Source organism: Pontibacter rufus (assembly GCF_015694705.1).
GTDB lineage: Bacteria > Bacteroidota > Bacteroidia > Cytophagales > Hymenobacteraceae > Pontibacter > Pontibacter rufus.
This window is the reverse complement of sequence record NZ_JADQDR010000006.1, coordinates 61,053-78,854: the sequence shown is the minus strand read 5'-3', so window position 1 is coordinate 78,854 and position 17,802 is coordinate 61,053. Positions and strand designations below refer to the sequence as shown.

Here is a 17,802-nt window from a genome sequence, read left to right as displayed (position 1 = left end):
TATGGCTTTCTGACCTTTTTTGTTGGATAACCACCGCAAAGCAGGTTAAAAGGCACACATGACTGTTTTGCTTCGCAAAGCGTGTTTAAACTTTTACATCCTAAAGCAAAAATACTTACCTTAAGGCCGCGAAAAATTACCTCTCAAACCTAAATGGTAAACCTTAATACTACATGCTAATTAATCTGAAAGTGCGCAACCTGCTGGTAGCAGCGGCAACTCTTGTGGTTCTACCGGTTGCTGCACAGCAAAATGCACCTGCCGACTCAACCATTATCCGGAAAATTTACGACAACGCCCTAACCAGCTACGACAGCTACAACAACCTGCGGTTTCTTACCAAGAATATCGGTGGCCGCCTTGCCGGCTCTCCGCAGGCCGCTGCTGCCGTGGAGTGGAGTCGCCAGGTAATGGACACTATGGGCTTGGACCGCGTGTATGTGCAGGAAGTGATGGTGCCTCATTGGGTGCGTGGCGACAAGGAAGTAGGCCAGATCTATAACTCTAAGGAAAGAGGCGCTGTGGAAGTGCCGATTTGCGCGCTGGGCGGCTCAGTAGGTACCGGCAAACAGGGGCTGAGCGCTGAGGTGGTGGAAGTAAAAAGCTTTGAAGAGCTGGAGAAACTGGGCAAAAAGAACGTAAAAGGCAAAATTGTTTTCTTCAACCGTCCCTTCGATAATACATTAATTTATACTATGGACGCCTATAGCGGCGCGGTGGATCAGCGGGGCGGTGGCCCTGTGGCAGCGGCTAAGCTGGGTGCGGTGGGCGTTATCGTGCGCTCTATGGCCAGCGAGTTGCAGGATGTGCCGCATACCGGCGGCACACGCTATAAGGAGGATGTGACGAAAATTCCGGCGGCAGCCATCAGTACCAACGGTGCCGAATTGCTGAGTAGCCTGCTGAAGAACGATCCGAAGCTGAAGTTCCACATGCGCATGACCTGCGAGACGCTGCCGGACGTGAAATCATACAACGTTATCGGCGAAATAAAGGGCTCCGAAAAGCCGGATGAAATTATTGTAGTGGGCGGCCACCTCGATTCGTGGGATTTGGCCGAAGGCGCGCATGATGACGGTACCGGTTGCGTGCAGTCTATAGAAGTGCTGCGCCTGATAAAAGATTTAGGTATTAAGCCGAAGCGTACCATTCGTGCCGTGATGTTTATGAACGAAGAAAACGGCCTGCGCGGCGGCACAAAGTATGCAGAACTGGCCAAGCAGAACAACGAAACACACGTGGCCGCTATCGAATCAGATGCCGGCGGATTTACGCCGCGCGGCTTTGAAGTAGAGGGCACCGATGCACAACTGGCAAAAGTAGCTGCCTGGAAGCCGCTGCTCGCTCCTTACGGCCTGCGGGATTTTGGTCACGGCCACGGAGGCGCCGATATTGGCCCGCTGAAAGGCCAGAAAAACGTAACGCTGATTGGTTACATGCCGGATTCGCAGCGCTATTTCGATTATCACCATACGCCTATCGATGTGTTCGAGAATGTAAACCGCCGCGAAATGCAGTTGGGCGCTGCAGGTATGGCTTCGCTCGTATACCTGATTTCACAACACGGTTTATAATGGATATAGAGATTTGAGGATGTGCTGATTTCAGCGGCCTCAAAAGTATAAAAGCCAGCTTCGCATACTTTGCGGGGCTGGCTTTTATACTTGATGTAAGTGTATCAATGCGCCTTTCTATACCTGAGTCACGCTCATCGTTATACCTTACGGAAGCAGCAGCGAACTGTCGCCATAGCTCAGGAAACGATAGCCGTTATCCAGCGCGTGGCGGTATACTTCGCGCCAATCGTCCCCGATCAAGGCGGACACCAGCAGCAGCAGCGTACTCTCCGGTTGATGAAAGTTGGTAACCAGGCCACTGCAGATGCGGAAAGTATAGCCCGGCGCAATAATAATTTGCGTGCTGGCGTGCAGGTAACAGGTGCCTTGCTGTGCCATGTAGTGCAGTAGCGCCTGCAATGCCGCAGCAGGAGTGGGTGGGTTTATACTTTCATAAGGCTGCCATTGCGTTACGTGCAGATCCTGCACAGGCAGCTGCGGCTCTTGCAGCACCCTCGCGCCCAACCAATAAAGACTTTCCAGGGAGCGCATACTGGTCGTGCCGACAGGTATAACCGGCCTGCCAAGGTGGGCCAGGAGTTGCTCCAGTATGGACTTGCTGATGTATAACTGCTCGGCATGCATTTCATGCGCCTCCATCACATCCGCTTTTACTGGTTTAAAAGTGCCGGCGCCCACATGCAGCGTCAGGTAAGCGGTGGCTATACTTTGCTGCTGCAGCTTTTCCATCACCTTATCAGTGAAATGCAGACCGGCGGTAGGAGCGGCTACGGCGCCCTGCTGGCTGGCATAAATGGTCTGGTAGCGGGTATGGTCGTCGGGGGTGAGTTCACGGTGGAGGTAAGGCGGCAGCGGCAGTTTGCCACATTGTTCCAGCACCTCGGCAAAGGTAAGTTCCGCAGGCTCCCACGTAAACCGGATGAGAAAATGACCATCCTGTTGTGCCTCGCGTTCAGCCTGCAGCACACCGCCTTCAAAGTATAACTTCACTGGCCCGCTCTTCCAGCGCTTGTTGTTGCCTACCAGGCATTTCCAGGTGCAGCTGCCCGTTTGCTGCATGGCCAGTTGTACTTCGCGGTGCGGGGCTACGGGCTCCAGGCAAAAAATTTCTACCGTGCCGCCCGTTTCTTTCTGGAACAGCAAACGCGCCTGCACTACCTTGGTATCGTTAAAAACAAGTAAGGTATCCGGTGGTAACAGCTGTGGTAAGTCGGTGAAAACGTTATCCGTTAGCTGCCCCTGGCGGTACAGCAGCAGTTTCGACTGGTCGCGTTCGGGCAACGGAAACTTGGCAATCCGTTCGTCCGGCAGCTCGTATACAAAATCCTTTATCGTCAGCTTCTTGGGGTCAATCATACTTCATGAGTTCCGAGTTCCGAGTTACGAATTACGAGTGCAGGAATTCGGAACTCGGAACTCGGAATTATTTTAGAGGTTTTTGAGGAAGTCTTCGTCCAGGTGGGGGAGTTCATCGTCGTCCTCATCCTGTGCAGCAGCTTCCCAGTCCACTTGTTGCAACACTTCCAGTCCTTCCAGTATCAGCTCGTCCAGCTCTTCTTTGGTACCGGCGTCCAGCGTCTGCTCAAACAGGGCAAGGATTTGCTCACGCTGTTCGTTCACGAAAATCTCATGGTACAGGTGGTCAAAGCTTTCGATTTTCTTCTGGATGATTTTATCTATTTCCCGCGTGCTTTTAGCTTTCAAGGCTTCCTGCAGCACTTCCAGCGCTTCCCGGCTCTTTTCATTGCCCGACAGGCGTGTAAAGGCTTTCACGAAGGCAATGGCCATACCGAGCCGGACCATTTCAAAGCGGTAGCCCAGTTCTTCCGTTGGTTTATCACCCTTTAAACGGGATGCTTTGAAGGCTTTTTCCAGTTGTTCGTAGACAGAGGCCGGGCCGCCTTCAAAGAGGTGCGGCTGCTCGGGGTGGTAGGCTGCTTCTATCAGTAGTTCGAAACTTCTGGCACTCATGCGCGGGTGGTTTATGCTGTTGAAGAGGCAAAGATAAGGGTTTATACTTTCTTACACCATGGCTGGTTTTGTCTCCGGTGCATCCTTAAAAGGAAAGAGGCCCGCCAGATGCGGGCCTCTTTCTGTGTTGTAGTATAAGTAGCGTTACTTCACCAGGGTTACACTTCCTGAGATGGGAGGCTCTGTGCTGTTGAGATGGATAATGTAGTAGTAAGCGCCCACTGGCAGCGGCTGGCCCTTTTTGGTGCCATCCCAGGGCGTGGCATAGCCCCGCGACTCAAATACCAGCTCGCCCCAGCGGCTGAAAATCTGAACAGTACAATTCTCGTAGGCCTCCAGGTTTTTGATTTGGAACACATCGTTGTAGCCGTCGCCGTTAGGTGTTATGGCGTTTGCCGGTTCTACCTTCGGCGATACCGTAACAGTCAGCTGGTTGGTGGCCGTACAGCCGCCCGCTGTTGTTACCGTTACGGTGTACGTAGTCGTCTCCTTCGGGCTGGCCATCGGGCTGGCGCTTGTCGGGTCTGACAGGCCCGTTTCCGGAGACCATTTGTACGAAACGCCGCCTTCAGCCGAAATCTTCACTGCCTTGCCGTAGAAGATAGTTGCATCTCCGCTTACTATTGCCTGGGGCACTACTACATCTGCTTTCACCTCACGGCGTTCGGAACTGATGCAACCGGTGCTGTTTACTGCCTGCACAAAGTATACGGCAGAAGTGTTCAGGGCCGGCGTGGTGAACGTATTTCCCTGGTGCAGCAGGTTGCCGCCCGTCGGCGCGTCGTACCATTCCAGCGTTTCGCCGTTGGCAGCCGTGGCCGACAAAGTGGCCGAAGAGCCGGGGCAAACCTCCACAGAAGCTGCAACCGGCGTAAGAGGCAGCGGCACGACCTCCAGCTTCACCAAGTTGCTGTAACTTTCCGGGCAGGGGCCGGTGGCTACCACTTTTCTTCTGAACCAGGTAGTTTTGGTATAGGCTTCGGTTGGCGTATAATTCTGTGCGGTGGCTCCCGGAATATCCAGGAACTTCACGCCATTGTCGCTGCGCTGCCACTGGTAAGTATAGCCGTTGCCGGTGCCGGTTGGCGGGGTGCCCGTCAGCTTCCCAGGCGTTTCGCCGTAGCAGACAGGCGGCACATCGCGGATAATGTTGTTGCCCACCGCCGACACGACAGAAACAGATACCGCCCGGCGCGAGCTGCTGGTGCAGCCCGATGTGTTCGTGGCTTCTACATAAAAAGTGCTGTTTACGGTGAGCGCATCGGTGGTATACGAAATGCCTGTGCCCAGGAAAGTCCCTCCGATAGGGGCATCATACCAGCTATACGTCAGGCCGGACTGCGCACTTCTTACCGTAAGTATGGCGCTGCTGCCTGCGCAGGTGGTTACATTGTCGGCCAGAGGTGCATTGGGCAAGGGCGAAACAGTTATTTTTACCACATTGCTGATGCTTTCAGGGCAGGGGCCTGCTGTTTTTACTTTTCTTCTGAACCAGGTAGTAGCCGTCAGGGCACCCGAAGTATAATCCTGTGCATTAGCGCCTGTTATACCTGTAAAGTTCACGCCGTCCGGGCTGCGCTCCCACTGGTAAAGCAGGTTAGTGCCGCCTCCCGCCGGGAACGTACCCGTAAGCTTGGCAGGCGCGCTGTTGTAGCAAATCGCCTGGTCTTCGCTAATCTCGTTATCGGTGATGGCAGGTATAACGGTAACGGTTACAGCCTGGCTGGCGCTGGCACATGTCTGGCTGGCAGCTGCATAGGCCGTCACAGTATAAGTGGTGTTGGATGTAAGCGCCTCCGTAGTATAAGTTGTGCCGGTGTGCAGCAGCGTACCATTTATATTATACCACTTGTATACAACGGTGGGGTCCGGGGTAGAAACTGACAGCATGGCATTACCGCCTGCACAGACAATTGCATCTTCCACGAGCGGAGCGCCGGGCTTGCTGATAACCGTTACATCTACCTGCTTCATGGTAGGGCTGGCGCAGTTATTCGAATTCACAGCGCTTACAAAGTAATGCTGATTGGCAAGTATAGGCGGCGAAGTATAAGAGATGCCGGAACCAACCTGGTCTGTGGCAGCAGCATCGCTGTACCACTTGTACTCCAGGGCCGGGTCAGGATTCTTCACCCATAGCGTTACCGACTCGCCGGAGCAGATGCTGGCGTTCTCTACAGCTGGCGCTGCAGGCAGGGGCGATACGGTAACGACAACAGGCTTTCGCGATGGACTTACACAGCCCCCCGATGTGGCGGTCTCTACATAATAAGTACTGCTTCTGTTCAGGTTGCCGGTGGTAAAGGTGTTGCCGGTTGCCAGCAGCGTGCCGCCCAGCGGGGCATCATACCACCTGTAGGCCAGCCCGGCATTTTCATCTGCCACAGTAAAGGTGGCTGTTTCGCCGGCGCAAATGGTCTGGTTGCTTACCACAGGCAAAGCCGGAAGCGGTGTAACATCCACGGTAACCGCTGTGCGGGCGCTGAGACAACCGGTAGCTGTGGCCGCCTCTACATAGTATATCCTGCCGGAGGTAAGATTTGTGGTGTTGAATGTCGGGCCGGTTGCCATCACGACGCCTCCTGCCGCTGCAATGTACCACTTGTACGTCAGCGCAGGGTCGTAATTCTTCACGGTCATACTTGCCGCGCTTCCGGCACAAACGGTTACATTATCTACCAGCGGCGTGGCCGGCTGTTGCGTAACATTTACCCTGACAGCTTTGCGCGGGCCGGGGCAGGACTGTTCGGTGGTAACAGCCTCCACGTAGTATAACGTTGTCCTGTTCAGTGTTGGCGTGGTGAAAGAGGAGCCTGTTTGCTGTAGCACCCCGTTTGCATCATACCAGTTGTATAGCAGTCCGGCATCCGGGGATATAACAGAAAGTGTTGTCAGTTCGCCGGCGCAGATGCTTTTATCGGCTGCCTGCGGAGCCTCCGGAAGCGGAACAACATATACTGTAACGGCTCTGCGCGCACTGTTGCAGCCGCTGGCGTTTACAGCCTCCACAAAATAGGTAGTGGTACCCGCTACCGATGTGGCCGTAAAGGAATCGCCGGTAGCGATACTACCCCCGCCTGTGGCTGTGGCATACCAGCGGTACGTCAGGTCTGTGTTGGGCGAGGTAACCGTAAGTACTGCATTGACCCCGGCACAAACTGTTGTGTTGCCAACAAATGGCATGGCCGGCAATGGTACCACTGTAATGCTTACGGGCTTGCTGGTATTGGCAGTACAGGTGTTGCCAGCCGATACGCTCCTCCTGAACCAGGTAGTGGCTGTGAGCGCGCCGGGCGTATAATCTTTGCCCGTGGCATTGGCTATACTTCTAAAATTGGTGCCATCCTCGCTGCTTTCCCACTGGTAAGTATAGTTAAGGTTTCCGCCAAGAGGTTGTGAGCCTGTCAGCATGGCCGGCGAGCCGCCGTAGCAAACCATTTGCGCCGCACTTATTACGTTGTTGGTGATGGGCTGCACTACATTTACAGTAACTGTCTGGCGGGTGGTGCTGGCACAACCATTTGCTGTTTCAGCGGCTACAAAGTAAGTGGTACCCGTGGCGAGTGCAGGCGTGGTAAAGGACGGGCCTGTTCCCTGCAGCACATCGCTTTCGTCGTACCATTTGTATATGGTAGAAGGCATCACATTGCTTATCCACAGGGTAGCAGTAGAGCCGGCACAAACGGTTGCTTCTTCCACTTCCGGCGTCTCAGGCAATGGCGTTACGGTTACCGCTACCGCTTCGCGCGGACCGGTGCAGCTTGGTGATGTCAGGGTAGCTGCCGCTACATAAAATGTGGTGCTTGCCGCCGGTGCGGTGGTTGTGGTATACGTATTTCCGGTTGCGAGTGGCGCGCCGCTTTGGTCGTACCATTGGTACAGCAGCGAAGCATCCGGATTAGAAACGGTTAAGGTTACCTGTTGCCCGGCGCAGATAGTCTTGTCGGCTGCTGTTGGGGCGGCCGGTGGCTGGATAACGGAAACAACCACCGCTTTGCGGGATACGCTGGTACAGCCGGAGGCCGTTGCCGCTTCCACATAATAAGTTCGGCCGGTCGTAAGGGCTGCCGTGCTGTAGTTAGAGCCGGTATAAACGGGCAGCCCGCCTGTAGCCACGGTATACCACTTATAAGTTAAGCCCGGGATAACGCCTTTTACAGCAAGACTGGCAGCGCTGCCGGCACAGATACTTACATCGTCTGCAAGGGGTGTGGCCGGGCGGGCGGCAACGTTTACTGCTACGGCGGTGCGGCTGCTTGTGCAGCTTGGCGTAGCAGACGAAGATGCCTCTACATAGAAAGTGGTGTTGCTGTTCAGTGGTTGCGGCGTTGTGAAAGTGGTGCCTGTGGCCAGCAAATCGCCGTTGCCGTTGTACCAGCTATAAGTCAGGCCGGGCAGCTGATTAGAAACCGCCAATGTAGCCTTCTCGCCGGCGCAAATGTTCTGGTCCGCAGCCATAGGCGCATCCGGCAAGGGCCTCACCGAAACAGTTAGAGCTCTCCTCGGACTTATACAGCCGGTAGCGTTTACCGCCTCCACATAAAAGGTGGTGGTGCTTTCCAGCGGAGGGGTGGTATAAGAGGTATTGGCAAACACAGCGCTTCCTCCAACCGGTGTTGTATACCAGCGATAAGTATAAGCTGTATTCGCGTCTTTTATACTTAGGGTGGCCGTGGTGCCTTCACAGACAGTTACATCATCGGCAGCCGGCATAGCCGGTATAGGTGTGGTGGTAATCTGCACGGCGCTGCTTATACTTTCGGCGCAGGGACCTGCTGCTCTTACTTTTCTTCTGAACCAGGTGGTGATATTGAGCGCGTTTGGAGTATAATTCTGATTCGTGGCATTGGCGATGGCTGTAAAGTTGATGCCATCTTCGCTGCGTTCCCACTGGTAACTGTAGTTGCCGCCGCCGCCATTTGGCAAAGAGCCTGTGAGGGTGGCTGGTGTGCTGCCGCTGCAAATGCTCTGACTGGCATTAATGAAGTTGTTGGCAAGGGCAGGCGTAACGGTTACCACTACAGCGCTGCGGGAAGCACTGGCGCAGGCAGTACTGTTGTTTGTTACCGCTTCCAGGTAGTAAGTGGTGCTGTTGCTCAGGTTTCCGGTTGTAAAAGATATGCCCGTGCCTGCCAGCGCGCTGCCGTTATACCAGTTGTAAACCATATTGGGTTCCTGGTTTTTCACCCACAAAGTTGTGCTGCTTCCCGCACAGATAGTTACATTATCGGCCTCCGGGGCGGCGGGTAGCGGAGTTACATTTACGGTTACGGCTTTGCGGGTATTGCTGGCGCATCCGGTAGCCGTTACGGCCTCCACAAAGTATGTTGCGCTGGCGGATAGCGCGCCGGTGGTGTAGGTATCGCCGGTAGCTAATAAGTTGCCGTCAGTGGCCGCATCATACCACCTGTAGGAGAGGTTTGTATCGGGCCCGGAAACAGCTAGCGTAGCGGTTTGGCCGGCGCAAACAGCCGCATTGGCTGCGGCAGGCGTGGCAGGAAGCGGGGTAACATCCACGCGTATACTTGCTCTCGGGCTGGCGCAGCCGGATGCTGTGGCCGCTTCCACGTAGTATGTTCTGCCTGATGTCAGAGTGCCCGTATTGTAAGAGGTGCCTGTCGCTACAGCAGTGCCGCCCGTTGCGGAAGTATACCATTTGTACGTGACCGCTGGGTCAATTATTTGAATAGTCAGCACTGCAGCTTCACCGGCGCATACACTGGCATCAGCTACCACAGGTATGGCCGGCAGTGGCGTAACGGTAACGCGAACAGCACTGCGGGCGCTTACGCATTCCGGCGTAGAGACAGTAGCGGCTTCTGCATAATAGGTAGCGCTGTTGTTCAGTGTTTCTGTCGTATAGGTTGCGCCTGTAGCCACCAAATCGCCATCGCTGTTGTACCATCTGTAAACCAGAGACTGGTCTGCAGCGCTGACTGACAGCACTGCCCGCCCGCCCACGCAAATTGTTTTATCTGCTACAAGCGGCGCACCCGGTACAGGCGTAACAGTTACCGTAACGGCCCTGCGGGGACTGACACAGCCGCCCCCGGTTACCGCTTCTACATAGTAAGTTGTGTTTGCCTGCAGTTCATCGGTGGTGTAAGTGGTGGCGGTTCTCAGAATGTTGCCTCCGGTAGCTACGCTGTACCAGCGGTAAGTATAGCCGGCAACAGCATTGTTTATACTTAGCGTGGCGGTGCTGCCGGCGCAGACAATGGCATTGCTGGCCACCGGCGCTGGCGGCAACGGACTCACGGTAATCCTGATGACGTTGCTCATACTTGCTGCACAAGGGCCGGCAGTGCTTACGTTTCTTCGGAACCAGATATCGGTGGTGAGCATGCCAGGGGAGTAGCTTGCTGACGTGGCTCCTGCTATACTTGTAAAATTCAGGCCGTCCTCGCTCTTCTCCCACTGGTAACTATAGCTGCCCTGTCCGCCGGCAGGCTGCAGGCCGCTTAGTGTAGCAGGTGTGTCGCCGTAGCAGATGGTTTGCGCGGCGCTGATGATATTATTTGTGATGGACTGCGTGACGTTTACCGTAACGGCTTCCCTGGTTAGGCTGGCGCAGCCGTTGGTCGTTACCGCTTCCACGTAGTAGGTTGTGCCCGATGTGAGGGTTGGCGTCGTGAAGGAGGTGCCCGTGCTTAGTAATGTTTCGCTGTCATCATACCAGTAATATTCTACGGAAGGGGCTGCGTTAATCACTGTAAGGGTAGCCGTGCCGTCGGCACAGATGGTCACGTCATCCACCGCGGGAGTGGCCGGGAGCGGCGTTACGTTTACCGTAACTGCCTTGCGGGTACTCGTGCAGCCCGAAGTTGATTTTGAAGATGCCTCAACATAAAAAGTAGTGCTGCTGTTCAGGTTCCCCGTCAGGAAGGACGTGCCAGTTGCCAGCAGCGTTCCGCTGTTGTCGTACCAGTTGTAAGCCAGCGCAGTGTCCGGCGCCATTACAGCCAGCGTGGTGCTCGTGCCGGCGCAGATTGTACTGCCTGCCACCACGGGCATGGCGGGTGTCTGCGTCACGTTTACAACTACCGCTTTGCGTGTAGCGCTGGTGCAGCCCGCGGCCGTCACGGCTTCCACAAAGTAAGTAGCGCTGGAGCTCAGAGCTGTTGTAGTATAAGCAGAACCAATGCTGACAGGTGTGCCCCCTGTAGCTGATGTATACCATTGGTATATCAGGTCGGGGTTAATGTCTGTTACTGCCAGCTTTGCTGTGGTGCCCGCACAAATCGTTACGTCCCCGGCTAACGGTGTGGCCGGCAGTGGGGTAACGTTTACTGTAACGGTGCTGCGTGCACTCACGCAGGATGGCGCAGCCACCATAGCTGCCTCTACATAATAAACGGTGCTGTTGCTCAAAACTCCCGTCGGGAAAGAAGAGCCTGAAGCAATAAACTGGCCGTTACCATTATACCAGCGGTAAGTCATGCCGGCGCTTTGCCCTGAAACAGTGAGTGTTGTCTGTCCGCCCGCACAAATGGTTTTGTCTGCCACTACAGGAGCTTCCGGAAGCGGCGTAACGGTAACTGTTACAGCTTTTCTGGCGCTGATGCAGCCGGTGGCATTTACCGCCTCCACATAAAAAGTAGCGCTTGCATCCAGTATACCGGTAGGGAAAGAAGTGCCCGTTGCCAGGATATTTCCTTCGGTGGGCACGTTATACCAGCGGTAGGTATCAGCTGTATTAACATTTTTTATACTTAGCGTAGCGGTGCTTCCTGCGCAGATGGCCACATTGTCTGCAAGCGGTGTGGCTGGCAGGGGATTTACGGAAATTTTAACACTATTGCTTATACTTGGCTGGCATGTGCCTGCCGCATTTACTTTTCGCCTGTACCAGGTATCTACCGAAAGCGCTCCCGGCGAGAAATTACGTTCTATGGCTCCCCCAATGGTGTTAAAGTTGATGCCGTCGGTGCTGCGCTCCCACAGGTAAGTATAATTGCCGTTGCCGCCTGTAGGTACAGTGCCGGTAAGGGGGGCAGGTACGGCGCCTGTGCAAACACTTTGTGCAGTGCCAATGCTGTTGTTTGCAACAGGAAGGACAACGGTTACCAGCACCATTTTGCGTGAGGCGCTTGTGCAGGCAGTGCCGGTGCTCGTAACAGCTTCCACGTAATACGCGGTGCTGACATCCAGCTTATCAATCGTATAAGAGTTGCCTGTGGCCAGGTAGGTTCCTGTGTTGTCGTACCATTTATACACGATGCCCGGCACCTGGTTGGTTACCCACAAGGTTACGTTTCCGCCTGCGCATATTGTCTGGTTGTTAACTTTCGGTGTGGCCGGCAGAGGGGTTACGTTTACAGTAACGGCGCTGCGGGTGATGCTGGCACAACCGGTTGCTGTGGCGGCTTCCAGGTAATACGTGACGCTGTTTTGCAGGGAGTTTGTCGTAAAGGTGGTGCCTGTAGCCAGCAGGTTACCGTCTTCAGCGGCATCATACCAATTGTAGACCAGGTTATCATCCGCATCTGTTACTGTAAGCGAAGCCGTGGCGCCTGCACAAATAGAAGCATTGGCGGCAGAAGGCGTGGCCGGTAAAGGCGTAACAGACACGGTAACTGCGGCTCTGGCACTGGTACAGCCTGCCGCCGTTACAGCCTCCACATAATAGGTTCTGTTGGAGGTAAGGGCTGAAGTGGTGAAGTTGGGGCTCTCTGCCACAGATGTTCCGCCTGCCGCTGTGGTATACCACTTGTAAGTGATGGCGGGGTCTATGACGCGCACTGCCAGGTTAGCGGTGCTGCCGGCACAAACTGTTACATCCGCTGCTTCCGGCATAGCTGGCATGGCTGCCACAGAAACCGCCACTGCTCTGCGCTCGCTCACGCACGATGGGGAGGTAATGGTAGCAGCCTCTACATAAAAGGTAGTGCCGGCAAAGAGCGGGTTAGGCGTGGTGTAGGAGGTACCGGTACCCACTAAAGTACCGGCGTTATCATACCACGAGTAAACCAGGTTTTGGACGGACGAAGAAACAGTAAGTGTAGCTCTCTGGCCCTCACAAATAGATATGTCGGCGACGGAGGGGATGGCGGGCCTGGCTGTTACATACACCGTTACGGCTCTGCGCGGGCTCACGCAGTCGTTTCCGTTTACTGCCTCTACATAGTAGGTAGTGGTGGCGCTTAGTTCAGGCGTTTCAAAAGCATCATTAATCTCCAGGATGTTGCCACCAGTGGCAGTGCTGTACCAGCGGTACGTATAGCCGGGAGTAACATTGCTGATAGAAAGTGTTGCTGTGGTGCCCGCACAAATTGTTTGGTTATCGCTAAGCGGCGTGGCCGGAGGGGCAACTACTGTTATCTGAACCGGCACACTGTAAACAGGCCCGCAAGGCCCCGTGGCGCTCACTCTTCGCCGGAACCAGGTAGTGGTGGTGAGCGCACCCGGCGTGTAGTGCTGGCCGGTGGCGCCGGTTATACCTGTAAAGTTGCTGCCATCGGTACTTTTTTCCCATTGATAAGCATAGTTTGCACCGCCGCCGGCAGGAATAGAGCCGTTGATGGTGGCAGGTGTGTCGCCATTGCAGATGGTTTGGCCGGATGAAATTGTGTTATTGGTAATAACCGGGGTAACCGTAACTGTAACTGTTCTGCGGGTGGCACTGGCGCACGCGGTGCTGTTGTCTGTTACAGCTTCCAGGTAATAGGTTGTATTATCATACAGGGTGCCTGTATTGTAATTGATGCCTGTGGCCAGGTAGGTGCCATCATTTTTATACCATTTGTACAGGAGCGAGGAACTGGGGCTTTTAACTGATAACACCGCGAAGCCGCCTGCACACGTAATCGCGTCATCGGCATTAGGCGTGGCTGGTAATGGCGTAACGTTTACGGTTACTGCACTGCGCGAGTCACTTACACAGCCGGCCGCCGTCATAGCTTCTACATAAAAGGTAGTGGTGGCCTGCAGAGGGCCGGTTGGAAAAGTCTGACCGATAGCAAGGGGGGTAGCTGCGGTATTGGTGGCATACCATTGGTAAGTCAGGGATGCATCTGCATCCGAAACAGCCAGCAAAGCAGATGCTCCCGCACATATCTCCGCATTGGCAGCGAAAGGTGTTTCAGGTAGCGGGCTGACATTTACCGTTACCGGCTTTCTGCCGCTTATGCAGCCAGAAGCAGTAGACGCTTCCACATAGTATGTTCGGGCAGAGGTTAAGGCAGCAGGCGTTTCAAATACCGGACCGGCAAAAATGGCGCTGCCGCCGGAGGCAGTGGTATACCACTTGTAGGTGAGGTCAGGGGAAGCATTCTGTACCTGCAGTACACCCTTGGTGCCGGAGCAAATGGTAATATCGCTTACCGCTGGCAGGTTCGGGAGTGGCGTTACTGTTACGGTTACTTCTCTTCTGGCGCTGGCGCAGGCGGGGTTGGAAGTATAAACGGCTTCCAGGTAATAAGTAGTGGTGGCCTGTAAGTTCGTCAGGTTCAATGAAGGCACACTGGAAAGCAGCCGTCCATCGGCATCATACCATTTATAAGTAACGGCACTGCTGGGCGACGTAACGGACAAGGTCGTATTCTGTCCGGCGCAAACAGTTTTGCTTTCCGCTGCCGGCATTTCGGGTAAGTCCCGCATGGTTACGGTTACCGGCGTGCGGGCACTGGTGCAGCCTGAAGCGTTGGTGGCCTCTACATAAAAAGTGGTGTTGGCGTCGAGGTTACCGGTGGTGAAGGAAGGCGTAGCACTTAGAATTCTCCCACCTGTAGCGTCGCTATACCACTTGTACGTAAGCCCGGCAGCAGGCGCATTTACGCTGAGCGTAGCCGGAGTGCCGGTACAGATTGTTTTGCTATCAGCAATAGGAGTGGCAGGAAGTGCATTCACCGTAATCTGCACCGCTGCGCTGATATTTTCCGGACATGTGTTTTCTCCTTTCACGCGCCTTCTGTACCAGGTAGTGGTGGTGAGGGTGCCGGGCGTATAAGCTGCATTAATGGCGCCTGCTATACTTGTGAAGTTAACCCCATCCTCGCTCTTTTCCCACTGGTAAGTAAGCGTGCCGCTGCCGCCTGCAGGTGTAGTACCGCTAAGTGTTGCCGGTGTGCTGCCGCTGCAAATAGTTTGACTTGCTGTAACTGTGTTGTTGGTAATAGGCGGAATAACATTTACAACCACCGTTCTGCGGTCCGGGCTGGCGCAGGCAGTGGCATTATCTGTTACAGCATCTACATAATATGAGGCGCCTGAAGACAAATTGCCGGTAGGGAAGGAGGTGCCTGTTGCCAGCAGGGTGCTGCCGCTGTACCACCTGTAAGTAACTCCCGGTTCCGGGTTGTTGACATACAAAGTAGTGCTGCTTCCCGAGCAGATGGTGGCTCCTGCCACGTCCGGTATAGCTGGCAGGGGTATTACGGTTACTGCAACGGCCTTACGCATGGGGCTTGCACAACCGGTACTGGTTGCTGCCTGCACATAGTAGGTAGTGCCGGCTGTAAGTGGTTTGGTGGTTATGCTGGTGCCGGTGGCCAGTAAAGTGCCGCCTTGGGCCGCATCAAACCACTGGTACGTCAGCCCTGAAGCAGGAGACAGCACTGAAAGCGTTGCCGTGCCGCCGGCGCATATAGTTACATTATCTGCAACCGGTACCGGCGGCAGTTGTACAACCGTAACAGTTACCGGGGTGCGGGCAGCGCTTATGCAGCCAAATCCGCTTACTGCTTCAATATAGTATGTTTTGTCTGAAGTAAGTATGTCGGTCGTGAAGCTGGTAACATCTGCGGCCACAGCTGTGCCGCCTGTGGCCACCGTGTACCATTTATAAGTTAAGTTGGCGTCTGGAGATGTTACCTGTAAGGTGGCTTTTGTGCCTGTGCAGATAGTTGTACCCGGAACATCGGGTGCAGAAGGCAACTGGTTTACCTCAATTTTAATTGCGCTGCTAAGTATGGGGGAGCAGGTGCCTGTGGCGCTTACACGCCGGCGGTACCAGGTAGTGGTAGAAAGTGCGCCGGGGGCATAATCTCTGCCTGTCGCGCCGGCAATGTCCGTAAATAAAGTGCCGTCTTCGCTGTACTGCCACTGGTAAGTATAGCCGCCTCCGCCGCCTTGCGGTATACTCCCCACCAACGCGGCGGGTGTTTCGCCATAGCATAGTGCCTGGTTGCCAGTAATAGTATTATTGCTGATTGGCTGCAGAACCGTTACAGTTACAGCTTCTTTCGGGCTTGTACAACCCGGCGATGCCTTGGTTACGGCTTCAACATAAAAGGTAGTGTTTGCTGAAACAGGGCCGGTAACATAGTTGCTGCCGGTAGCAAGCAGCGTTCCTGCGCTGTTGTACCACCTGTAGAAGAGGGTGGCATCGGTGGGGTTAACTACCAGTGTGGCGCTGCTGCCTGCACATACCACAACACCGTTTGCCACGGGTTTGGCAGGAATGTTAGTAACCGTAACCGTAACAGGTCGGCGGTTTGAGATACAGCCTGCTGCGGTGGTGGCCTCTACATAATAAGTTTTATCGGAGGTAAGCGGGCCTGTCGGGAAAGAGCTGCCGGTACTTAAAATGCTTCCTCCTGTGGCTACATCATACCAGCGGTAAGTATAGGCGGCAGGGTCGGCATTGGTGATAGTAATAGTGGTACCCGAGCCGGCACAGGAAGTTACCGGTTCTGTTATATTGATGGACACAGGCAATGGCGATACACCGATACGGATGGTGTTACTTATTACCTCCGGGCATGAACTGGCCGATGTGACTTTGCGGCGGTACCAGGTTGTAGTGGAGAGCTGCCCCGGGGCAAAATCCCTGGCATTGGCACCGGCTATATCTATAAAATCAGAACCATTCTCGCTGCGCTGCCACTGGTACGTATAGCTTCCGCCGGCACCCTGCGGCGCAGAACCTGTTAAAGGCGCCGGTGTGCCCCCGCTGCACAGCGCCTGGTCTGCTGAAATTGTATTGTTGGTAATCGGCGGGGTTACCGTTGCTCTTGCTTCCACCCGCGCTGTGGTGGTGGTACAGATGCTGTTTGAAGTAGTAGAGGCCTCTACAAAAAAGCTGGTATTGGCCGTCAGGTTCTGCGCCGTAGTATAGGTAGGCCCAGTGCCGATGACCGTGGTACTGGTGGCAGTGGCATACCACTTGTAAACAGTATTTATATCTGCATTGGCAACCCTGAAAGAGGCCTGTGAGCCATAACAAATAACCACATCTCCCACAACAGGTAATATCGGACGAGGAATTACTGTTATTTTAAGAACATTAGACTCTTCACCGCAATAGTTATTATAGGCAATTCTCTTAAACCAGGTAGTCTGGGATAAAGAGGCTGGGGTATAGTCTTTGTTTCTGGCAGATAAAATAGGGAAAAAGTCCGTATCAGCTCCGGTAGTGCTCTGGTACCATTGGTACGTCATAAAGCTCGAGTTGGGGGCATTGCCTGATATCTGGCCTGGAGAATCGCCGCTGCATATCTGTTGTGTGCCGACGCTAAGGGCGCCTCCGCTGCCCGTGGGAGATGAGGCTGTGAGCGTCGCCATGGTGCGGGTAGAACTGGTGCAGCCCCCCCGTGTACTTGCTTCGACGTAATAAGTGCCGGTCACGGTGGTGGTATAAGTATCGCCCCATACCAGTGGCGTGCCACCTGAGGCTACATTATACCACTTGTATATCAAGTCAGGATTGGGGCTGGTTACCCACAGCGTACCTGCTGATCCGGTACACATACCGCCATTCTCAACCACCGGCGCTTTGGGGCGTGCATCTACAGTAATCACCTGCGTATCGGTAGCAGTCCCGCAGCTACTGGTTACGGTGATACTTACCTGGTAAGTACGGCCCTCCGGAAAGCTGAAGGACGGATTGCTGTCAGTTGCTTTCACAACACCGTCAACCGACCAGCTGTAGGCCGTGATAGTACCGGAATAAGATGGCTTATGGGCTGAATTTGTGCTGCTGAAGGCAATTGTCTGGGAGCCACAATAACTCATATCAGCCGGCAGGGTAACAGTTGGCGTCTGGCAACCCTGGGCAAAAACTTTCCCAACAGATGCGCCGAGGAAAATGAAAATGAAAAGCAGGGGTAAAAATAACCGCATGTATAAGCTATGGTTGTTTATCTCCTTTGTGTCCCCGAATGGTGCAATCATGTTAGAAAAAGAAGATAGTTTAATTTGTTTTAAATAATTGTACTGTACTAATAAAATATTTATTCAGCATCCTGGCATTGGGAATAAGACAGGATTAAATTAGATTGTTTAATTAACTTATATGTATGGTGACAGATAAGGC

General features: G+C 54.2%; 4 protein-coding genes. 1 reads left to right on the top strand and 3 read right to left on the bottom strand.

What is annotated here, in order from left to right; genetic code table 11:
• Positions 1 to 173: 173 nt before the first annotated feature.
• Positions 174 to 1,574, top strand: coding sequence for a M28 family peptidase (locus I2I11_RS11425; protein ID WP_196267843.1), 1,401 nt, complete (start codon positions 174 to 176; stop codon positions 1,572 to 1,574).
• Positions 1,575 to 1,721: 147 nt separating this feature from the next.
• Here I2I11_RS11425 and I2I11_RS11420 read toward each other — a convergent pair whose 3' ends face one another.
• The 3 genes from I2I11_RS11420 to I2I11_RS11410 all read right to left on the bottom strand — a co-directional run bounded on the left by I2I11_RS11420 (position 1,722) and on the right by I2I11_RS11410 (position 17,609).
• Positions 1,722 to 2,933: an S-adenosylmethionine:tRNA ribosyltransferase-isomerase gene (locus I2I11_RS11420; RefSeq protein WP_196267842.1), complete on the bottom strand. Its 1,212-nt coding sequence runs from the start codon at positions 2,931 to 2,933 to the stop codon at positions 1,722 to 1,724.
• Positions 2,934 to 3,005: 72 nt separating this feature from the next.
• Positions 3,006 to 3,548, bottom strand: coding sequence for a hypothetical protein (locus I2I11_RS11415; RefSeq protein WP_196267841.1), 543 nt, complete (start codon positions 3,546 to 3,548; stop codon positions 3,006 to 3,008).
• A 144-nt stretch (positions 3,549 to 3,692) separates the two neighbouring features.
• The gene (locus I2I11_RS11410; protein ID WP_196267840.1) at positions 3,693 to 17,609 is read right to left on the bottom strand and encodes an Ig-like domain-containing protein; all 13,917 of its coding nucleotides are present in this window, start codon (positions 17,607 to 17,609) and stop codon (positions 3,693 to 3,695) included.
• Positions 17,610 to 17,802 lie beyond the last annotated feature (193 nt).

What these genes read in the sequence shown, in the direction of transcription:
- I2I11_RS11410 (WP_196267840.1), bottom strand. Translation starts at nt 17,609, where the DNA reads ATGCGGTTATTTTTACCCCTGCTTTTCATTTTCATTTTCCTCGGCGCA.
- I2I11_RS11415 (WP_196267841.1), bottom strand. Translation starts at nt 3,548, where the DNA reads ATGAGTGCCAGAAGTTTCGAACTACTGATAGAAGCAGCCTACCACCCC.
- I2I11_RS11425 (WP_196267843.1), top strand. Translation starts at nt 174, where the DNA reads ATGCTAATTAATCTGAAAGTGCGCAACCTGCTGGTAGCAGCGGCAACT.
- I2I11_RS11420 (WP_196267842.1), bottom strand. Translation starts at nt 2,933, where the DNA reads ATGATTGACCCCAAGAAGCTGACGATAAAGGATTTTGTATACGAGCTG.